This window comes from Bacillus cereus group sp. N31 (assembly GCF_016483245.1).
Taxonomy (GTDB): domain Bacteria; phylum Bacillota; class Bacilli; order Bacillales; family Bacillaceae_G; genus Bacillus_A; species Bacillus_A toyonensis.
Map to the genome: position 1 here is coordinate 138,829 of NZ_JAEHCH010000006.1, position 14,681 is coordinate 153,509.

The window sequence follows — 14,681 nt, forward strand, 5'->3', positions numbered from 1 at the left end:
CTTTTACACGTTTTCTCATAAAAGTTTCTCCATCACTACATTGCCTTTACCACAATAAAAATTTGTATTATGTTCGTCTGCTACTCCAAAATAAGAAGCAATCGCTATTCCGAATGGTACAAACGCATGCCCTTGTGCTGTAATGATATTTGAGTGCTGCACAACTTCTTTATACACGAAATTTTCTACTGGAAAACAATCGAATCTTTTATAATCTATGGTCGCTGTATAAGATCCCCCTTTCAATAAGCCTGCCTTTGCCAACGCATACGGTCCAGCACAAATTGCTGCCACTAATTTTTCTTGTTCATAAAATTGATGAATGATTGAAAAAAGAGGTTTTGCATCTTTCAACTGTACTTCTTCTCCACCTGGAATAAGTATCCCCTCATACTCATCTACACGCACTTCACTTAATTCTATATGTGGCTGCACTTGCAACCCCGTTTCACTTATAACCAGTTCCTTAGTTAAACCTGCTGTAATGATTTCATATTTATTTTTCAGCAATGCCGTTGCTACCGTTATTTCAAACTCTGCAAATGTTGGGTACACAAATAAAAGTATTTTTTTCATAACCCTCTCTCCTTCAACCATTTCATAAAATATACCTCTAAATCGTCCACTGTTAATCTATTCGTGTCCACATAAGTTACAGGAAATTGTTTATACCAGTCTTTTTCAGTTTCTACTAATTTAAATTGCTCCTCAAACGTACTTCTGTTTCTTGTTCTATCATTATTTTTTCTATCATATACATTCTTTTTCGTAACATCTAAGTAAAAAATCACATCCGAACGGCATTCCCTTAATTTATATAATTCATCTTTCAATTCATTTTCTATATCCCACTCTTCTCCTATAATCGTTGGATAAAAGAGTGTAAAAAACTCAATATCTTCTGGTCCGCGATCAAAAATTACGACTGAATCTTTCACATTTTGAAACTCCTTTATTTTTGCTTCCATAAACATTTTTTGATTCATAATAAACCCTACTTTTGAATTCATATCTAAATTCAATTTTTTTCGCTTCTCTACAATTGGATATGGATTTTCATATATAACTCGAAACCCTCTCTTTTCTAACCTTTTAGCTACTGTTGTTTTCCCACTTGCCATCGGTCCTTGTAGTGAAATTACATATGCCATCCCACTCATTCCCTTTCCGTATAATATATTGATAATATACAGAATTTTGAAAACTATCAACAAAATATATATCATCTTGTTTCTTATTCTTATGTAACTTATAATAAAAGATAGAGATTATGACGAACGCAAAAATAATGTAAGCTTGGAAATCCAAGCTTACATTATTTTTTGCTTTCCCTTTTCTAATAAAAAGAGTATACTAGATTAGAACGTATGTTCTCAACGATTACATACAGTAAGGAGATAGAACAATGGTATACGACACAAAAGCAATTTCTTGGAATGAATCCTTAAAACAACTTCAACGCCGCTATACAAACAAACAAGTTGACCGAAAAGAATTTGAAGATATTGAACTAATGGAATTCTTCCGCGATAACGACTACATTTCTTTACCTACACATATAAGCGGCCTATCAACAGCACGTTTTACTTCTTACTCTATTTTCACAACTGAAGATAAAGATCGTAAAGTTGGCACACTTATTATTGAGTATGTTGAAGACGATAATAATAATTTATGTGTTGAACAACTATACTTTGTTTAAATGATTACGCTTGGTCAAAATGACCAAGCGTTCTTGCTTTCTATGAATCTCAATGTTTATAATATGAATAAAAGAAAATCGAAATCATTTAAGGGGGGATATACTTGCTCGAAGGATGGTTCAGTTGGTTCATTGTATTATGGACTGTCATTTTATTAGGACTTATGTCTATCGGTGGATACTTTATGTTCAGAAAATTTTTAAAACGATTACCAAAAGAAGATGGTATGTCCATTTTAGATTGGGAAGAACACTACATAAATAAAACGAGACATTTATGGGCTGACGAACAAAAACAATTGCTAGAAGAGCTTGTAAGTCCTGTTCCAGAACTATTTCGCGACATTGCTAAATCAAAAATTGCTGGTAAAATTGGAGAACTTGCATTACAAGAAAATGCCTCTCAAATTACACAAGACTTAATTATTAAAGGATATATTATTGCCACACCAAAGCGTGATCATAAATTTTTGGTGAAAAAACTACAAGAAAAAGAGATTGATTATTCAAACTATAAGTCTTTGCTCGCAAAATAACTTCACATTATTTTCGATAAAAAAGACAGCGCCTTTGACGCTGTCTTTTTTATTTTATGCATATACAGTTTTAAGTTAGTTTCATATCTTTTTCATTATAAAAACCATCTTCTTTTTCCATTTCCTTCTGTAATTTCGTAAAGGAACGGTACATCGCAATTCTCCATGATACAATCATCGCAAACGCAAGTAAGAAGAACATGCCGCTAAGTTGTCCTAAATCAAGAGATTGACTTAAGTATGTTTTAAATACAATCCGCACTACAAGTAATCCAATTAATATAAAAACAAATGCTTTTGAACGCTTCAAGTAAATCTCTTGCCCTCTAATTTCAAATTTAGATGTTTTAATAAGAAAAATAGAGAAAATCAAACCAACACCAATTGCTTCTAACATTTCTGCTGGAGTTAATCGAAATTCAGGAAAAACATACATCAATGCTCCCGTACTCATAAAAAATGGTGGAAGTATAATTTTTTTCAATGTTGCAGGTTTCTTAGCTGCTTTTAAACGAATAAACATCGCACCGACAGCCATACAAACAGCAACGATACTTGATAAAAGAACTATGTTCATATTTCCTCATCCTTTTTTGTGGCTATATGCAAAATATACTTTCATTATATGCTTTTCCGTTAGTATTTCCAACATTTTCGCAGAATAATACTAAAAACCGGTAAAACCACCAAATAAACTTGAGAAATATACGATAATTTTCGTCATCCAATTAAAGTATAGGAAGACACCCATAACAATCATAATGTATCCGCCGACTTTCATGAAGGCCATACTATTTCTTTTAATCCAAGACATTTTCGTAATAAAGAATGAAAGTACGAAAAACGGGATAGCAAATCCAAGTATGTATGCAATCATATAAATCATTGCAGATTCTGGGTTTGTTGCTGCTAATCCAATTACGGACACTAAAATAGGTCCAGTACATGGCGTCCATCCTGCAGCAAAGGCCAATCCAATTAGAACTGATCCAAAATAGCCACTCGGACGATTTTTAAATGTAAATTTACGATCTTGCATTAAAAACTTCGGCTTAAATACCCCGACAATAATAAGACCGAACACGATGATAAATATACCACCTAGCTGTCTAATTAAATCTTTATAATCTGTAAAGATTCCTCCGATAAAACTTGTACCAAATCCAATTGCAATAAATATAATTGAAAATCCAAGTAAGAAAAACGCTGTATGTATCATACTTCTTTTGCGAAGCATTGCATTTTCTTCTTTCAATTCAGAAACCGACATACCTGTTATGTACGATAAAAATGCCGGATAAAGCGGTAAGCAACATGGGGAAATAAATGATAAGAACCCAGCGCCAAACGCTAAAAAAATACTAATATCTTGCATAATTCCACTCCTCTCCTTACATATTGTAGCAAAAACACATAAAAATACTATGAACAATTCGTGAACTCACTTTTACAACGTGGTAATAAGAAAAACCACTCTTTCTCACAGTTTCTAATAAAACGTTTTCATTTCCTTCTATTATATAGAAAAATCTCAATTGGATTAGGAAACTCCTTTAATTGTTATTAACATAACAAAGGTAACATAGTTTCTCAAATGATTAGCACGTATACGTACGTTTATATACATATTGATTTAAAAAATTTTTTTCAAATGCTGTCTTTATACAATACAAAGCTGATTTTACAATACTTTTATAATTAACAATTTCAAGATTATGCATAAATATCATACTTTTATTATTATTCTATAAAATGTCGCACTTTTCTTTTATTTGACCCTACATTTTTAATTTTGTATACTTCCCTCTAGATATATTTTCGTTACGGAACAACTTCACATAGATGGGAGGAATTTTTCATGCTTCGTTATTCTCTTTTAGTTTTATTAGGAGCGTGTAGTTATGGAATTTTAGCTATTTTTGTTAAACTTGCATATGCAGAAGGATTTTCACTTGGAGAGGTAATTGGCAGCCAATATTTGTTCGGTTGGATTATTTTGCTGGCTATTACACTTCTATTTTCTAGACACCGCGTTCCATTAAAACAAGCATTAATTTTATTCGTTGCAGGAACATCTGCAAGTTTTACTGGAATTTTTTATTATGCTTCATTAAAAACTGTACCAGCTTCTATCGCAATTATTCTTTTGTTCCAATTCGTTTGGGTCGGTATTATTATTGAAGCTATTGTAACAAAAACATTACCTTCAAGGGAAAAAGTTATTTCGGTTATTTTCTTACTTGTAGGTACATTTTTATCAAGTGGTTTACTGGAAAAATCGGCAGGTACTTTCGATACAACAGGAATCATTTTAGGGCTATTATCTGCTATTACATTTGCAACATACATTTTTGTGAGCGGAAAAGTTGCTGTTGAAGTACCTTCATTACCACGTGGTGTCCTGTTAATGGCTGGCGCTTTAACTTTAGTTATGATCGTATTCCCGCCAACATTTATTATGAACGGTGCCATTTCTCAAGGACTTTGGAAATACGGCTTAGGATTAGGAATATTTAGTATCGTTATTCCGTCTATTGCCTTTACAATTGGTATTCCAAAAATCGGTTCTGGCTTAGCGACTATTCTTGGTGCAGCAGAGCTACCAGTTACAACAATTATGTCTGTATTCGTTTTAAAAGAAGCTGTACTATCTTCACAGTGGATAGGTGTATCACTTATTTTAATCGGTATTGCAATTCCGCAAATTGCATATGCAATGCGTGGACGTTATCAAAAACATCATACACATAAAAAAGTGGCAGCATAAAGTGAAACTTTAATTAGTGGAGATTTTATTCATCCCCACTGATTATTAGCTCACATCACTCGGGCATTAACGAGAGAGGATTTTCATTTGAGAATCCTCTCTTTTATTGTTGTATACTTATAGTAAATACTTCGCTTAAGAAAGAGGGCATAATACGTGGCATCTATTCCAAATCAACTAACAGAAAAACTTATTTCCATTCGCCGACATTTACATGAGTATCCAGAACTATCATATGAAGAGTTTGAAACAACAAAAGCGATAAAAAATTGGTTAGAAGAAGCAAATATTGCTATTATTGATTCCAATTTAGAAACAGGAATTATCGCTGAAATTTCTGGTAATCAAAATGGTCCAATTATAGCAATTCGTGCTGATATTGATGCCCTTCCTATTCAAGAAGAAACAAACTTACCATACACTTCAAAAATTCAAGGTAAAATGCATGCTTGCGGACATGATTTTCATACAGCAGCTATTTTAGGTACAGCTTTCTTATTAAAAGAAAAGGAATCTTCCCTAAATGGAACGGTTCGCTTTATATTCCAACCAGCTGAAGAAAGTAGCAATGGTGCTTGCAAAGTTATTGAAGCTGGACATTTACATGATGTACAAGCTATTTTCGGTATGCATAATAAACCTGATTTACCAGTAGGTACAATTGGCATTAAAGATGGTCCACTAATGGCTGGAGTAGATCGATTTGAAATTGAAATTCACGGTGTCGGGACGCACGCAGCTGTACCAGATGCTGGTGTTGACCCTATCGTCGCATCCTCTCAAATTGTTATGGCACTACAAACAATTGTAAGTCGAAATATTAGCTCTTCACATAATGCCGTTGTAAGTGTTACAAACATTCATTCAGGAAATACGTGGAACGTTATTCCTGAAAAAGCAACATTAGAAGGAACAGTTCGTACATTCCAAAATGAAACACGAGAAAAGATACCAGCTTTAATGGAGCGTATTATTAAAGGAGTTTCTGATGCATTAAGCGTAAAAACAGAATTCCGTTTTTATTCAGGTCCTCCTGCTGTTCATAACGATACATCTCTAACCAACTTATCTACTCAAGTTGCCGAAAAAATGAATTTAAATATTATTTCTCCTAACCCATCAATGGCCGGAGAAGACTTCTCCTTTTACCAACAAGAAATACCAGGTTCATTCGTCTTTATGGGAACGAGCGGTACACATGAGTGGCATCATCCTTCTTTTACAATTGATGAACGAGCACTCCCTATAAGTGCAAAATACTTTGCTTTGCTAGCTGAAAAAGCTCTTAAACAATTCTCATAGAAAAAAGCCGTTAAGGGGTACTTAACGGCTTTTCTTATTAAGTTAAATCGCGTTTTAAAAATACTGTATAGGAAATACTTAAAAATACAAATAAATACAGCAATAACATACATGAAGCAAATGGGAAGGTTACTCCTTCAATAAAACTTCCATTCTTGGCAATACCGTATAAATCTGTGTTTGCCGGCAATAAATATTTCACCCAATTATATCTAGTTGCTGCTAGTAACGCAATATTTCCTGATAAAGCAAGAAACAGTGAAATACCGATCGCGCCCCCACTAGATCTTGTTAACACAGAAATCATAAATGCAAACGCTGCGTACACAAGAGTTGGCAACCACGATAAAATGTAATATTTACTTACTTCCACAAAAATATTTTGTTTTATAATATTTCCATCTTGAAAAATAAATTCACTCCATGCAGGCTGTTGGAATTTATAAATAACAAGTCCACTTAAAGCGGAGAAAATCATATTAAATATAAACAATAAAGCTGCAAATATAACGATTGCTAAAAATTTTGCTGTTAAAATTTTAAATCGACTCGCCGGACGGATTGTTAAAAATTTATATGTTCCCCAGCTATATTCATTCGCAAAAATTGTACTTGCATACACGAGGATAAATGGAAACAAAATTGGAAATACGATAAAACCCGTATCTCTCATGAAAGAAAGTGGAGAACTGCTTGCTGGTGCTATATCCGTATCTAAATGCTTCATTTTAAGCTGATATTCCTTTACAAGCTCGTCCCCCGACCTTTCTGCTAAAATAGCTTCTTTTTTCATACCAAGCTTTTTCTCAATTTCTACCGTACGTTCTGTATAATCTGCTTTCCAACCCTTTGTTTCTGGTTCTAAATACTTTACCGTAACCCATCCTAATCCAATTATTAATACTGCAATAACCGCAAAAGGAATAATCGTTCTTTTACGCTTAAATATTTTATACAGCTCGTTATACACTAAATTAAACAATATCTTTTCCCCCTGTTAATTCTAAAAATTGCTCTTCTAACGTTTTTCTTTCTTCATATACACGATAAACTTGAATATTTTTCTCAAGCAAAGTACGAATAACATTTGGGATTTCTTCATCTTTTACATTGATAAGTAGATCATTACCTTTTATTACAACATCACATTCTAACATTTCCGCTGCTTTATTTGCATCATCTACACGTATACGGATCGTCTCCATCTCTTCACTATGACTATGCTGAATATTTTGCGTCGCTACATATTCTCCGTGTTGAATAATAATAACTCTGTCACACATTAATTCAACTTCTGAAAGTAAGTGACTAGATACAAGTACTGCTTTTCCTTGTTCATGTGCAATTTTCTTTATGTACATTCTCATTTCATGTATTCCACTTGGGTCTAGTCCATTCGTTGGTTCATCTAGTACCAATACATCTGGATTATGAATAAGCGCCTGAGCAATCCCTAAACGTTGTCTCATACCGAGTGAATATGCTTTTACTTTACGGTCAATTACTTGTCCCATTCCTAACAATTTCACTACTTCATCGATACGTTCTTCTGTCACATTCCCATTCATTCGGCCGAAATATGTTAAATTTTCGTAGCCGCTCAAAAAAGGATAAAATTCCGGTGTCTCAATTACTGCACCAATTTTCGCAGCAGTTTTTTCAAATTGCTGTTTTACAGATTGACCATCAATCCATACTTCACCTTCTGTCATACGGATCATACCGACCATCATTCTCATTAAAGTCGTTTTTCCAGCACCATTTGGTCCTAGCAGGCCAACAACTTCACCTTTTTTAACTTCGAAACTAATATTTTCTACAAGTGTCTTTGAACCGATTCGCTTCGTTAACCGCTCAACTTTTACAATTGATTGTTCATTTGTCATTCTATACAACCTTTCCTTCCCATTCTTTGTCAGGTCTTTTCACTCTAACACGATTATTTTCATGTGTAAAATAGAAAAAGGCATGATTTCTCATGCCTTTTTCTCAAACTGAAACAAATTTCCGTCTTTTAAACTTCGAACAAATCGACAACATTGCATCATCGATAATACGACGACAGCCATCATAATTATACCAACAACTGCTATTGCATATATTGTAATTGGTGCACTATTTATTCCTTGTATCCCTGCTATTTTCATAAAGATAATCGTGAATAATTTCAAAAATAACATCCCATGAACTAGACCGAAAACAAACGCTGCTCCATAAATGAATAATTGCTCCTGACATAATAAACATAGTATTTCATTTCTTTTCATATTCCCTACTACATAAGATTTAAATTCCTCTCTCCTCACTTGCAGAAGAGAATTCGTCATTTTATACGTAATAAAAATACATATAAAAATCAATACAATAAACAGCGTGTAAAAACACATTTGAAACAAAAATGTTGCCCCTACTTTCCCAGTCGCTAGTTCATTAAATTGTAGCGACATCATAAAAAACAAAATTGCAGTACACATGGCAATCCACATGAATTGCTTCATCCTTTTGACAGCAAATGTTCTTATATTTTTTTTCGCTAACCGACATAAAGACATAAATTTCTTCCCCTACCTTATAACATACGCATTCTATACTACTAGTGTATAAAAATATGACATTACAAACATCGCACTACAATCTGAATCTTGTCTAAGTCTTTAGTCCTAGAAAGGCAAATGGGGATTTATTCATATTTAAATTATAATTGTAAAAAGAGGAGGGTTTATACTATGCGTATAAAAGTATTATTTATCTTATCTTTACTTTTCTTTACTAGTTGTAACCAAATAAAAAATAATGAAGTTGCTTCTGTAGAAGCTTACAAGTTAACAAAAGAACAGTCTTCTATTTTACAAATGACGCCTATTCAAGAAGGAAATAGTATGTTTTATAACGTTACACTTAATAATGATAAAGATGAAATAAATGCTACGATTGATTATTATCAAAATGGTAAAAAAGTAAAAGAGATTACTAACCTCGCTTCATCACATTTTCTAGAAAAGAAAATAAAACTCTCTTTCATACCACCACATTTCCAATTTGATAAAGATGTAGAAGAAAAAGGTCAATGGTATATTAATATTGACGGTGGTTCAACGCTTGCTCCTGAAGAAGCACCTCTAGGTGTAAATAGTTCTGCAACTACTACAATTCAATCTGCAAAAAATTTAAGATATAATCAGAAAACAATTTTAGCTGCTGTAATCCAAACAAGTAAAGAAACTGTAAGCGTCCCTACAATTGATGAAGAAACAGGTATTGATCTACTCTTAAAAGAAAATGAACACGTTTATCTTTTCAGTATCGAGCTAAAAAAAGAAAAATAAAACAGAAATGCACTTAAGCTGCATTTCCGCTTTATTGTTTAATAAGGTGTACTTTTATATATTCAAATTAAATCTATTTACCGTTACTAATATTACTCATCTTCTACTTCTATTCGTTTCTTCTCTCTTGCAATTTTTAAAAACTCTAACAGCTCTGGACTACTATTCATTTTTTTATAAGCTACCGACATTTCTGCAACAAAATTAGAATCATATAACTCTTTATATACAACTTCTGTTTTATATAATTTATTTGCCGATACAGGGATTACTGTAATCCCAATCCCTGCTGCTACAAGCCCCATAACTGTTTGATATTCTGTTGCTTCTTGTACAATTTGAGGACTAAAGCCAACCTCTCGACAAAGAGATAAAATTGTATCATACAACGCCGGCCATACTGGTCTCGTAATAAATACAAACGGTTCATCGCGTAAATCTTCTATATGTATTTCATCTTTCTCTGCAAGTGGATGTGCCTTTGGCAAACATAAAGTACAAGATAACCTTTGAATTGGTTCTAACTCTAATAATTGTGTTGAAATTGGCGGCCGTAAAAATCCAATATCAATACGATTATCATGAAGTGCATGCACTTGATCTGGTGTAGATAATTCATGTAATGCGACAGACACTCTCGGAAATTTCTTTCTATACTCCCTGACGATAGACGGTAAAATATCATATATCGCCGCACCTACAAAACCAATTGAGAGTGATCCAACTTCTCCCCTTTGCGCACTTTGTGCAACTTCTACTGCTTTTTCAATTTGCTCAAACGCTTTTTTTACTTCTTTTAAAAACATTTCTCCTGCTTCTGTTAATTCAACCTTTCTCTTCGTTCTTGAAAATAACAGAACTCCCATTTCTTTTTCTAATTGCTGAATTTGTTGACTAAGTGGTGGTTGTGTCATTTGTAAACGAGCAGCCGCTCGTCCAAAGTGTAACTCTTCTGCCACAACAACAAAATATTGCAAATGCCGTAATTCCATTTTGGACACCCTTTTCACTTTCAATTAATACGTCTAATATATTAATAACATATAATTTATATATTAGACAAATATTTTGAATGAACGTATAGTAGAAATTGTTAATTCTTTTTTACAATTTTTATGTAAAAAAAGAAAGAGGTGGTTACTGTATGAAATGGTGGAAGTTAAGCGGACAAATTTTATTATTATTTTGTTTCGCTTGGACAGGTGAATGGATCGCAAAACAGGCACACCTCCCAGTTCCAGGAAGTATAATCGGTATTTTTTTATTATTAATTTCATTAAAATTTAACCTAGTAAAAAAAGAGTGGATACAGGACGGAGCAGACTTTTTATTAAAAGAACTTATTTTATTTTTTATTCCTTCTGCAGTCGCTGTTATTCGTTACAAAGATACACTATCACAATATGGAATCGATCTCATTTTAATTATTATGATTAGTACACTTTGCGTTACTCTCGTAACAGGACTATTAACAGAATTGCTACTTAAGCGGAAAGGATCAACGCAATGATCGGCTTTCTTTGTTTACTATTAACACTATTGACATATTGGATATCTAAAAAAATGTATCAACGTTGGAATTGGAGCTTACTTTCTCCTCTCCTTGTCTGTCCCATTATTTTAATCGCTTTATTGCTTGGACTAGACACACCTTATGAAACATATGAATCTGGTGGTCAATGGCTAACAGAATTATTAAAACCTGCAACAGTTGCTTTTGCATGGCCAATCTATAAATACTTTGATTTATTAAAGAAACACGGAATCGCCATCTTACTTAACGTCATCGTTGGTTCATTTTTATCAGTTATTACTTCGGCACTACTAGCAAATTATTTTCAAATTGATTCGTCACTAGAACATAGTTTAGCACCGCATATTGTAACGACACCAATCGCAATGGCTATTTCAGAAATGATTGGTGGCATGTCACAATTAACAGCTGTATTTGTCGTTTTAACTGCCTTAACAGGAGCATTACTCGGTCCTTCCCTTATACGTATTTGCCGCATTAAAACCGCGCTCGCAAAAGGTATTATGTTAGGAACGAGCGCAAATGGAACTGGTACATCAAAAGCATTCGAAATCGGCCCTGTTGAAGGAACAATCGCAAGTTTATCCATGCTTTTAACAGCGGGTGCTAGTTTAGTTATCGTTCCGCTTTTCTTATCTTGGATACATTAAAAAGCAAGTATTTACATACTTGCTTTTTTATTTATATATTGGCATATTAACTCGTAATCCTCCGGAAAAGCTAACGATAATTTTTCAACTTCCTGTATCCCTTTCCAGTCAATTTCATGTATTAACTCATCAGGATCTTGAATTTTCATACTACCGCCTATTTTTTTAACAAAGTAATAATGAACATACACTGGAATTCCGTATGTAATACCTTCTTTTTCGTATATTTTATTTACAACTTCCACATTGTAGCCTGTTTCCTCCCAAACTTCCCTGATACAACATTCTTCTAGTGTTTCTCCCTTTTCAAGTCCTCCACTTGGTACAGACCACCTTTTTTCTTCCCCTTCTTTGCCTTGCAACACCATTAAAATTTCATTTCTGTCATTCATACATATAGCTGCCGTACCTATCCATCTCTCCATAAACATCCCTCCCCTACTAAAATTCGCCTTCTTTTTTATTTTCCCCTTGAAAAAAGAGGAAAAAAATAAAACGGTGACGAAAGAATACATCAACTTCATAGGCAGTCCCTTCTTAGAAATTAAAAACGGAAGGATGAAATTATGATTTCTAAATATGTTGTGGAATGTGTCTTTTGTGAAGAAAATCGAAAACTTCGCCAAGCTACCGTCACAGTTCCCGCCACTTCTCAACTACTAGCTATTCAAAAAGTGCGGGCTGAATGTAAACGTCGCTTTGGAAAAACGTTATTATTGCAAACAGAGGTTAAAGAAGAAATAGTTTTGGAACAAAAAGAAAGCTGACCATCAATTGGCCAGCTTTCTTGTCCGATCATATTTTCACATGAAGATTAGGGGCACCCTCTTTAAGGATCGGGATTTTACCATTATGTACGTTCCATAATGGTCATCGAACAATATATTTCTATGCAATTAAGTATTGAATAGAATAGGGCAAAACTTGTTCGCATTTTTAGAAAAGGGATAGGGATATAATTCAAGTAGTACTTCGAATACTCGAACTTTATACTCATAATATTAATGCAAATTCTTTTATATGGGAAATATGAATTACTTATATAATTCATTCGTAAAATATATTAATACCTTGCTATAGTAGTTTTATTCCATCAATAACATACATCCGGCTAAAACTGGCGTCATAATCATTGAAAATCTCAACAGCATGCGTGGTGCATAATTTGTAAACTTCGCACCGATATATGCTCCTAACATCGTCCCAATTAATACTTGCAATAACAATATATAATCTAAATACCCTTCCGAACTATATCCAATCCCGCCTCCAATTGCAATCGGTAATATAACAAGCATAGTCGTTCCTACAGATTGCTGTATCGTTAATCCTAAAAGAACCATTAGTCCAAGTTGTATAAAAGGAGCTGAACCAATCCCGAATGAACCAGCCAACATTCCAGTAACTAATCCTAAACATATACATTTCATCAAATTGTTTTTTGAAAGTTTTTTCTGTCCACATAAGGGTGGCTTTTGCTTATTTCGAGACATAATCAATTTAATAAACATAAAAATTGCTGATAAAAATAACATCCCAGCTGTAAACCAATGAAGAAGATGTGCTGGTATAAGCGAACCAAACTTTGAACCGATATAAGAACCAAGCGCTCCAAATCCACCAACAATCCCGCCTATCATAAGTACAACATTTCCTTCACGATAATGACTTATAACTCCAGATAACGTCGTAAATGCCATAGCAGTTAAAGATGTTGCAAGTGCAACGTGAATAGGAATATGAAATACTAAAGTGAGTATCGCGATAATAAATCCAGCTCCCCCTGCTCCAACAAATCCTAATAAAATACCCATTAATAACATCGTTATAATAATTGCCACATACTCTCCCTCCAGTATCCCAATTATCTACTATACGCCCTCTTCCATACAAATAAAAAGCATCCTATCCGGATGCTTTCACTACTTTTCTATATTGAACATATGTAATCAATCTGGATTAATTAAAATAACAGCAGGACCAGCAACGACTACCCCAGCTACTTCTATCTTTTCAAATTCCTTTACTGTAATAGATATAACGCCTTCTCTTTCCATCAATTCTTTACTCAGGACTTCAGTCGGTATCGTCTTCACCGTCTTACCTCCTTTTCATTTATACAATATGATAAAGCGACACTTTAATCAGTGGGGGTTTTGGCCACCCCCACTGATTATTAGCCCTCATCAACCAGGCTTTTACGAGGTAAAAACAACCCAATACATCCATATATATGCATCACCTCCACTTTCATTCCTTATTCCATCCAAATTTCATATTCCCTTTCTATAACATATTGAAAAATAAAAAAAAGCTATAACATATAGCTTCTCTCTAAGTTTCTTTACCCTCTCTGTACCTTATATTTCAAAACTCTACCATCTCTATCAAATTGGAAAACAAGCTGTTCACTATCTATTGGAATGAAGCCACGTTCTGTTCCAAGATAATACAAAGTGATGACCCCTTCTTCCTCATTTCTCGTTTCAGTAGGAGTTCCTAACAATTTTGTAATTTCTTCATTTGATTTCCCTATTAATTTATATTTTTGCATGAAATCATCTATCATATGTACCCGTTTCTCTTCGTCATTTAACCACCGATCTCGATTAAACTTGGAAGTGTACTCATTCATACTTAATTGTACAGCACACACTATTAATGGAATGATCCCTACTATCATTACACGTAACTTTTGTTTCTTTTCTTTATTACGACTTGTAGAAGCACGTAAGGTGACTCTTTGAATCATGACTAATAAAATAAATGGCATAACTACTACAAAAATACTCTTTACACTTAATGACATATGAACTATATCAATAACAAAAATAAACGCAATGTACATGACTATATACAAACAA

At 33.6% G+C, this 14,681-nt stretch carries 21 protein-coding genes; 8 read left to right on the forward strand and 13 right to left on the reverse strand.

Features of this window, described 5'->3' with window-relative positions:
* Positions 1-15 precede the first annotated feature (15 nt).
* Complete coding sequence (locus tag JDS81_RS11055) at positions 16-576, reverse strand: DJ-1/PfpI family protein (RefSeq protein ID WP_097953711.1); 561 nt, start codon at positions 574-576, stop codon at positions 16-18.
* A complete protein-coding gene (locus JDS81_RS11060; protein ID WP_097953712.1) occupies positions 573-1,151 on the reverse strand; it encodes an AAA family ATPase in 579 nt (192 codons plus the stop codon). Before JDS81_RS11060 ends, JDS81_RS11055 begins: the two co-directional genes overlap by 4 nt.
* 254 nt (positions 1,152-1,405) lie before the next feature.
* Here JDS81_RS11060 and JDS81_RS11065 point away from each other — a divergent pair, with 254 nt between their 5' ends.
* Together JDS81_RS11065 and JDS81_RS11070 are read left to right on the forward strand one after the other, a co-directional pair.
* Positions 1,406-1,702: a hypothetical protein gene (locus tag JDS81_RS11065; protein ID WP_000262403.1), complete on the forward strand. Its 297-nt coding sequence runs from the start codon at positions 1,406-1,408 to the stop codon at positions 1,700-1,702.
* 104 nt (positions 1,703-1,806) lie between these two features.
* Positions 1,807-2,238, forward strand: coding sequence for a DUF2621 domain-containing protein (locus JDS81_RS11070; RefSeq protein ID WP_097953713.1), 432 nt, complete (start codon positions 1,807-1,809; stop codon positions 2,236-2,238).
* A gap of 70 nt (positions 2,239-2,308) precedes the next feature.
* Here the strand turns inward: JDS81_RS11070 and JDS81_RS11075 are convergent, their stop codons facing one another.
* From JDS81_RS11075 to JDS81_RS30940, 3 genes are all read right to left on the reverse strand, one after another.
* On the reverse strand, positions 2,309-2,815 hold the full coding sequence (locus JDS81_RS11075; protein WP_001028440.1) for a CcdC family protein: 507 nt from the start codon (positions 2,813-2,815) through the stop codon (positions 2,309-2,311).
* Positions 2,816-2,905: 90 nt separating this feature from the next.
* Positions 2,906-3,613 (reverse strand): cytochrome c-type biogenesis protein CcdA, encoded by a 708-nt coding sequence (ccdA, locus tag JDS81_RS11080; RefSeq protein WP_001152676.1) that lies wholly within the window; start codon positions 3,611-3,613, stop codon positions 2,906-2,908.
* Between the two features lie 16 nt (positions 3,614-3,629).
* On the reverse strand, positions 3,630-3,779 hold the full coding sequence (locus JDS81_RS30940; RefSeq protein ID WP_073990665.1) for a peptidase T: 150 nt from the start codon (positions 3,777-3,779) through the stop codon (positions 3,630-3,632).
* 317 nt (positions 3,780-4,096) lie between these two features.
* Here JDS81_RS30940 and JDS81_RS11085 point away from each other — a divergent pair, with 317 nt between their 5' ends.
* Together JDS81_RS11085 and JDS81_RS11090 are read left to right on the forward strand one after the other, a co-directional pair.
* Positions 4,097-5,005, forward strand: a complete 909-nt coding sequence (locus JDS81_RS11085; protein WP_000947021.1) for an EamA family transporter — start codon at positions 4,097-4,099, stop codon at positions 5,003-5,005.
* A gap of 156 nt (positions 5,006-5,161) precedes the next feature.
* Positions 5,162-6,307, forward strand: coding sequence for a M20 peptidase aminoacylase family protein (locus tag JDS81_RS11090; RefSeq protein ID WP_097953714.1), 1,146 nt, complete (start codon positions 5,162-5,164; stop codon positions 6,305-6,307).
* A 37-nt stretch (positions 6,308-6,344) separates the two neighbouring features.
* Here the strand turns inward: JDS81_RS11090 and JDS81_RS11095 are convergent, their stop codons facing one another.
* The 3 genes from JDS81_RS11095 to JDS81_RS11105 all read right to left on the reverse strand — a co-directional run bounded on the left by JDS81_RS11095 (position 6,345) and on the right by JDS81_RS11105 (position 8,859).
* Positions 6,345-7,289, reverse strand: coding sequence for an ABC transporter permease (locus JDS81_RS11095; RefSeq protein WP_097953715.1), 945 nt, complete (start codon positions 7,287-7,289; stop codon positions 6,345-6,347).
* The gene (locus JDS81_RS11100; protein WP_000180632.1) at positions 7,282-8,193 is read right to left on the reverse strand and encodes an ABC transporter ATP-binding protein; all 912 of its coding nucleotides are present in this window, start codon (positions 8,191-8,193) and stop codon (positions 7,282-7,284) included. Before JDS81_RS11100 ends, JDS81_RS11095 begins: the two co-directional genes overlap by 8 nt.
* A gap of 90 nt (positions 8,194-8,283) precedes the next feature.
* Positions 8,284-8,859, reverse strand: coding sequence for an FtsX-like permease family protein (locus JDS81_RS11105; protein ID WP_097953716.1), 576 nt, complete (start codon positions 8,857-8,859; stop codon positions 8,284-8,286).
* A 174-nt stretch (positions 8,860-9,033) separates the two neighbouring features.
* Between JDS81_RS11105 and JDS81_RS11110 the strand changes: the two genes are divergently transcribed.
* Entirely contained in the window at positions 9,034-9,633 is a 600-nt protein-coding gene (locus tag JDS81_RS11110; RefSeq protein WP_097953717.1) for a histidine kinase, read from the forward strand.
* Positions 9,634-9,725: 92 nt separating this feature from the next.
* On the opposite strand, the gene alsR is transcribed toward JDS81_RS11110, so the two are convergent.
* Complete coding sequence (gene alsR, locus JDS81_RS11115) at positions 9,726-10,625, reverse strand: acetoin biosynthesis transcriptional regulator AlsR (RefSeq protein ID WP_000423219.1); 900 nt, start codon at positions 10,623-10,625, stop codon at positions 9,726-9,728.
* A 152-nt stretch (positions 10,626-10,777) separates the two neighbouring features.
* Between alsR and JDS81_RS11120 the strand changes: the two genes are divergently transcribed.
* On the forward strand, positions 10,778-11,143 hold the full coding sequence (locus JDS81_RS11120) for a CidA/LrgA family holin-like protein (protein WP_000872363.1): 366 nt from the start codon (positions 10,778-10,780) through the stop codon (positions 11,141-11,143).
* Positions 11,140-11,817 carry an LrgB family protein gene (locus JDS81_RS11125; protein ID WP_000578970.1) on the forward strand — a complete coding sequence of 226 codons (678 nt, stop codon included), beginning with the start codon at positions 11,140-11,142 and terminating at the stop codon, positions 11,815-11,817. The genes JDS81_RS11120 and JDS81_RS11125 overlap by 4 nt, the downstream gene beginning before the upstream one ends.
* Before the next feature lie 11 nt (positions 11,818-11,828).
* Here the strand turns inward: JDS81_RS11125 and JDS81_RS11130 are convergent, their stop codons facing one another.
* Complete coding sequence (locus JDS81_RS11130; protein ID WP_097879389.1) at positions 11,829-12,242, reverse strand: NUDIX hydrolase; 414 nt, start codon at positions 12,240-12,242, stop codon at positions 11,829-11,831.
* Between the two features lie 141 nt (positions 12,243-12,383).
* On the opposite strand from JDS81_RS11130, the gene JDS81_RS11135 reads away from it, so the two are divergent.
* On the forward strand, positions 12,384-12,584 hold the full coding sequence (locus tag JDS81_RS11135) for a DUF3903 domain-containing protein (protein ID WP_097953718.1): 201 nt from the start codon (positions 12,384-12,386) through the stop codon (positions 12,582-12,584).
* A gap of 318 nt (positions 12,585-12,902) precedes the next feature.
* On the opposite strand, the gene JDS81_RS11140 is transcribed toward JDS81_RS11135, so the two are convergent.
* The 3 genes from JDS81_RS11140 to JDS81_RS11150 form a co-directional block, all read right to left on the reverse strand.
* Positions 12,903-13,658: a sulfite exporter TauE/SafE family protein gene (locus tag JDS81_RS11140; RefSeq protein ID WP_000974640.1), complete on the reverse strand. Its 756-nt coding sequence runs from the start codon at positions 13,656-13,658 to the stop codon at positions 12,903-12,905.
* A gap of 108 nt (positions 13,659-13,766) precedes the next feature.
* A complete protein-coding gene (locus JDS81_RS11145; protein WP_097953719.1) occupies positions 13,767-13,913 on the reverse strand; it encodes a BC1881 family protein in 147 nt (48 codons plus the stop codon).
* Positions 13,914-14,161: 248 nt separating this feature from the next.
* On the reverse strand, positions 14,162-14,665 hold the full coding sequence (locus JDS81_RS11150; protein WP_097953720.1) for a hypothetical protein: 504 nt from the start codon (positions 14,663-14,665) through the stop codon (positions 14,162-14,164).
* Positions 14,666-14,681: the final 16 nt, after the last annotated feature.

Bases quoted from the DNA above. Each gene is read 5' to 3' on its own strand.
- JDS81_RS11125 (WP_000578970.1), top strand. From the start codon at position 11,140: ATGATCGGCTTTCTTTGTTTACTATTAACACTATTGACATATTGGATA.
- JDS81_RS11085 (WP_000947021.1), top strand. From the start codon at position 4,097: ATGCTTCGTTATTCTCTTTTAGTTTTATTAGGAGCGTGTAGTTATGGA.
- JDS81_RS11135 (WP_097953718.1), top strand. From the start codon at position 12,384: ATGATTTCTAAATATGTTGTGGAATGTGTCTTTTGTGAAGAAAATCGA.
- JDS81_RS11100 (WP_000180632.1), bottom strand. From the start codon at position 8,193: ATGACAAATGAACAATCAATTGTAAAAGTTGAGCGGTTAACGAAGCGA.
- JDS81_RS11060 (WP_097953712.1), bottom strand. From the start codon at position 1,151: ATGGCATATGTAATTTCACTACAAGGACCGATGGCAAGTGGGAAAACA.
- JDS81_RS11150 (WP_097953720.1), bottom strand. From the start codon at position 14,665: ATGTACATTGCGTTTATTTTTGTTATTGATATAGTTCATATGTCATTA.
- JDS81_RS11075 (WP_001028440.1), bottom strand. From the start codon at position 2,815: ATGAACATAGTTCTTTTATCAAGTATCGTTGCTGTTTGTATGGCTGTC.
- JDS81_RS11120 (WP_000872363.1), top strand. From the start codon at position 10,778: ATGAAATGGTGGAAGTTAAGCGGACAAATTTTATTATTATTTTGTTTC.
- alsR (WP_000423219.1), bottom strand. From the start codon at position 10,625: ATGGAATTACGGCATTTGCAATATTTTGTTGTTGTGGCAGAAGAGTTA.
- ccdA (WP_001152676.1), bottom strand. From the start codon at position 3,613: ATGCAAGATATTAGTATTTTTTTAGCGTTTGGCGCTGGGTTCTTATCA.
- JDS81_RS11105 (WP_097953716.1), bottom strand. From the start codon at position 8,859: ATGTCTTTATGTCGGTTAGCGAAAAAAAATATAAGAACATTTGCTGTC.
- JDS81_RS11130 (WP_097879389.1), bottom strand. From the start codon at position 12,242: ATGGAGAGATGGATAGGTACGGCAGCTATATGTATGAATGACAGAAAT.
- JDS81_RS11055 (WP_097953711.1), bottom strand. From the start codon at position 576: ATGAAAAAAATACTTTTATTTGTGTACCCAACATTTGCAGAGTTTGAA.
- JDS81_RS11110 (WP_097953717.1), top strand. From the start codon at position 9,034: ATGCGTATAAAAGTATTATTTATCTTATCTTTACTTTTCTTTACTAGT.
- JDS81_RS11065 (WP_000262403.1), top strand. From the start codon at position 1,406: ATGGTATACGACACAAAAGCAATTTCTTGGAATGAATCCTTAAAACAA.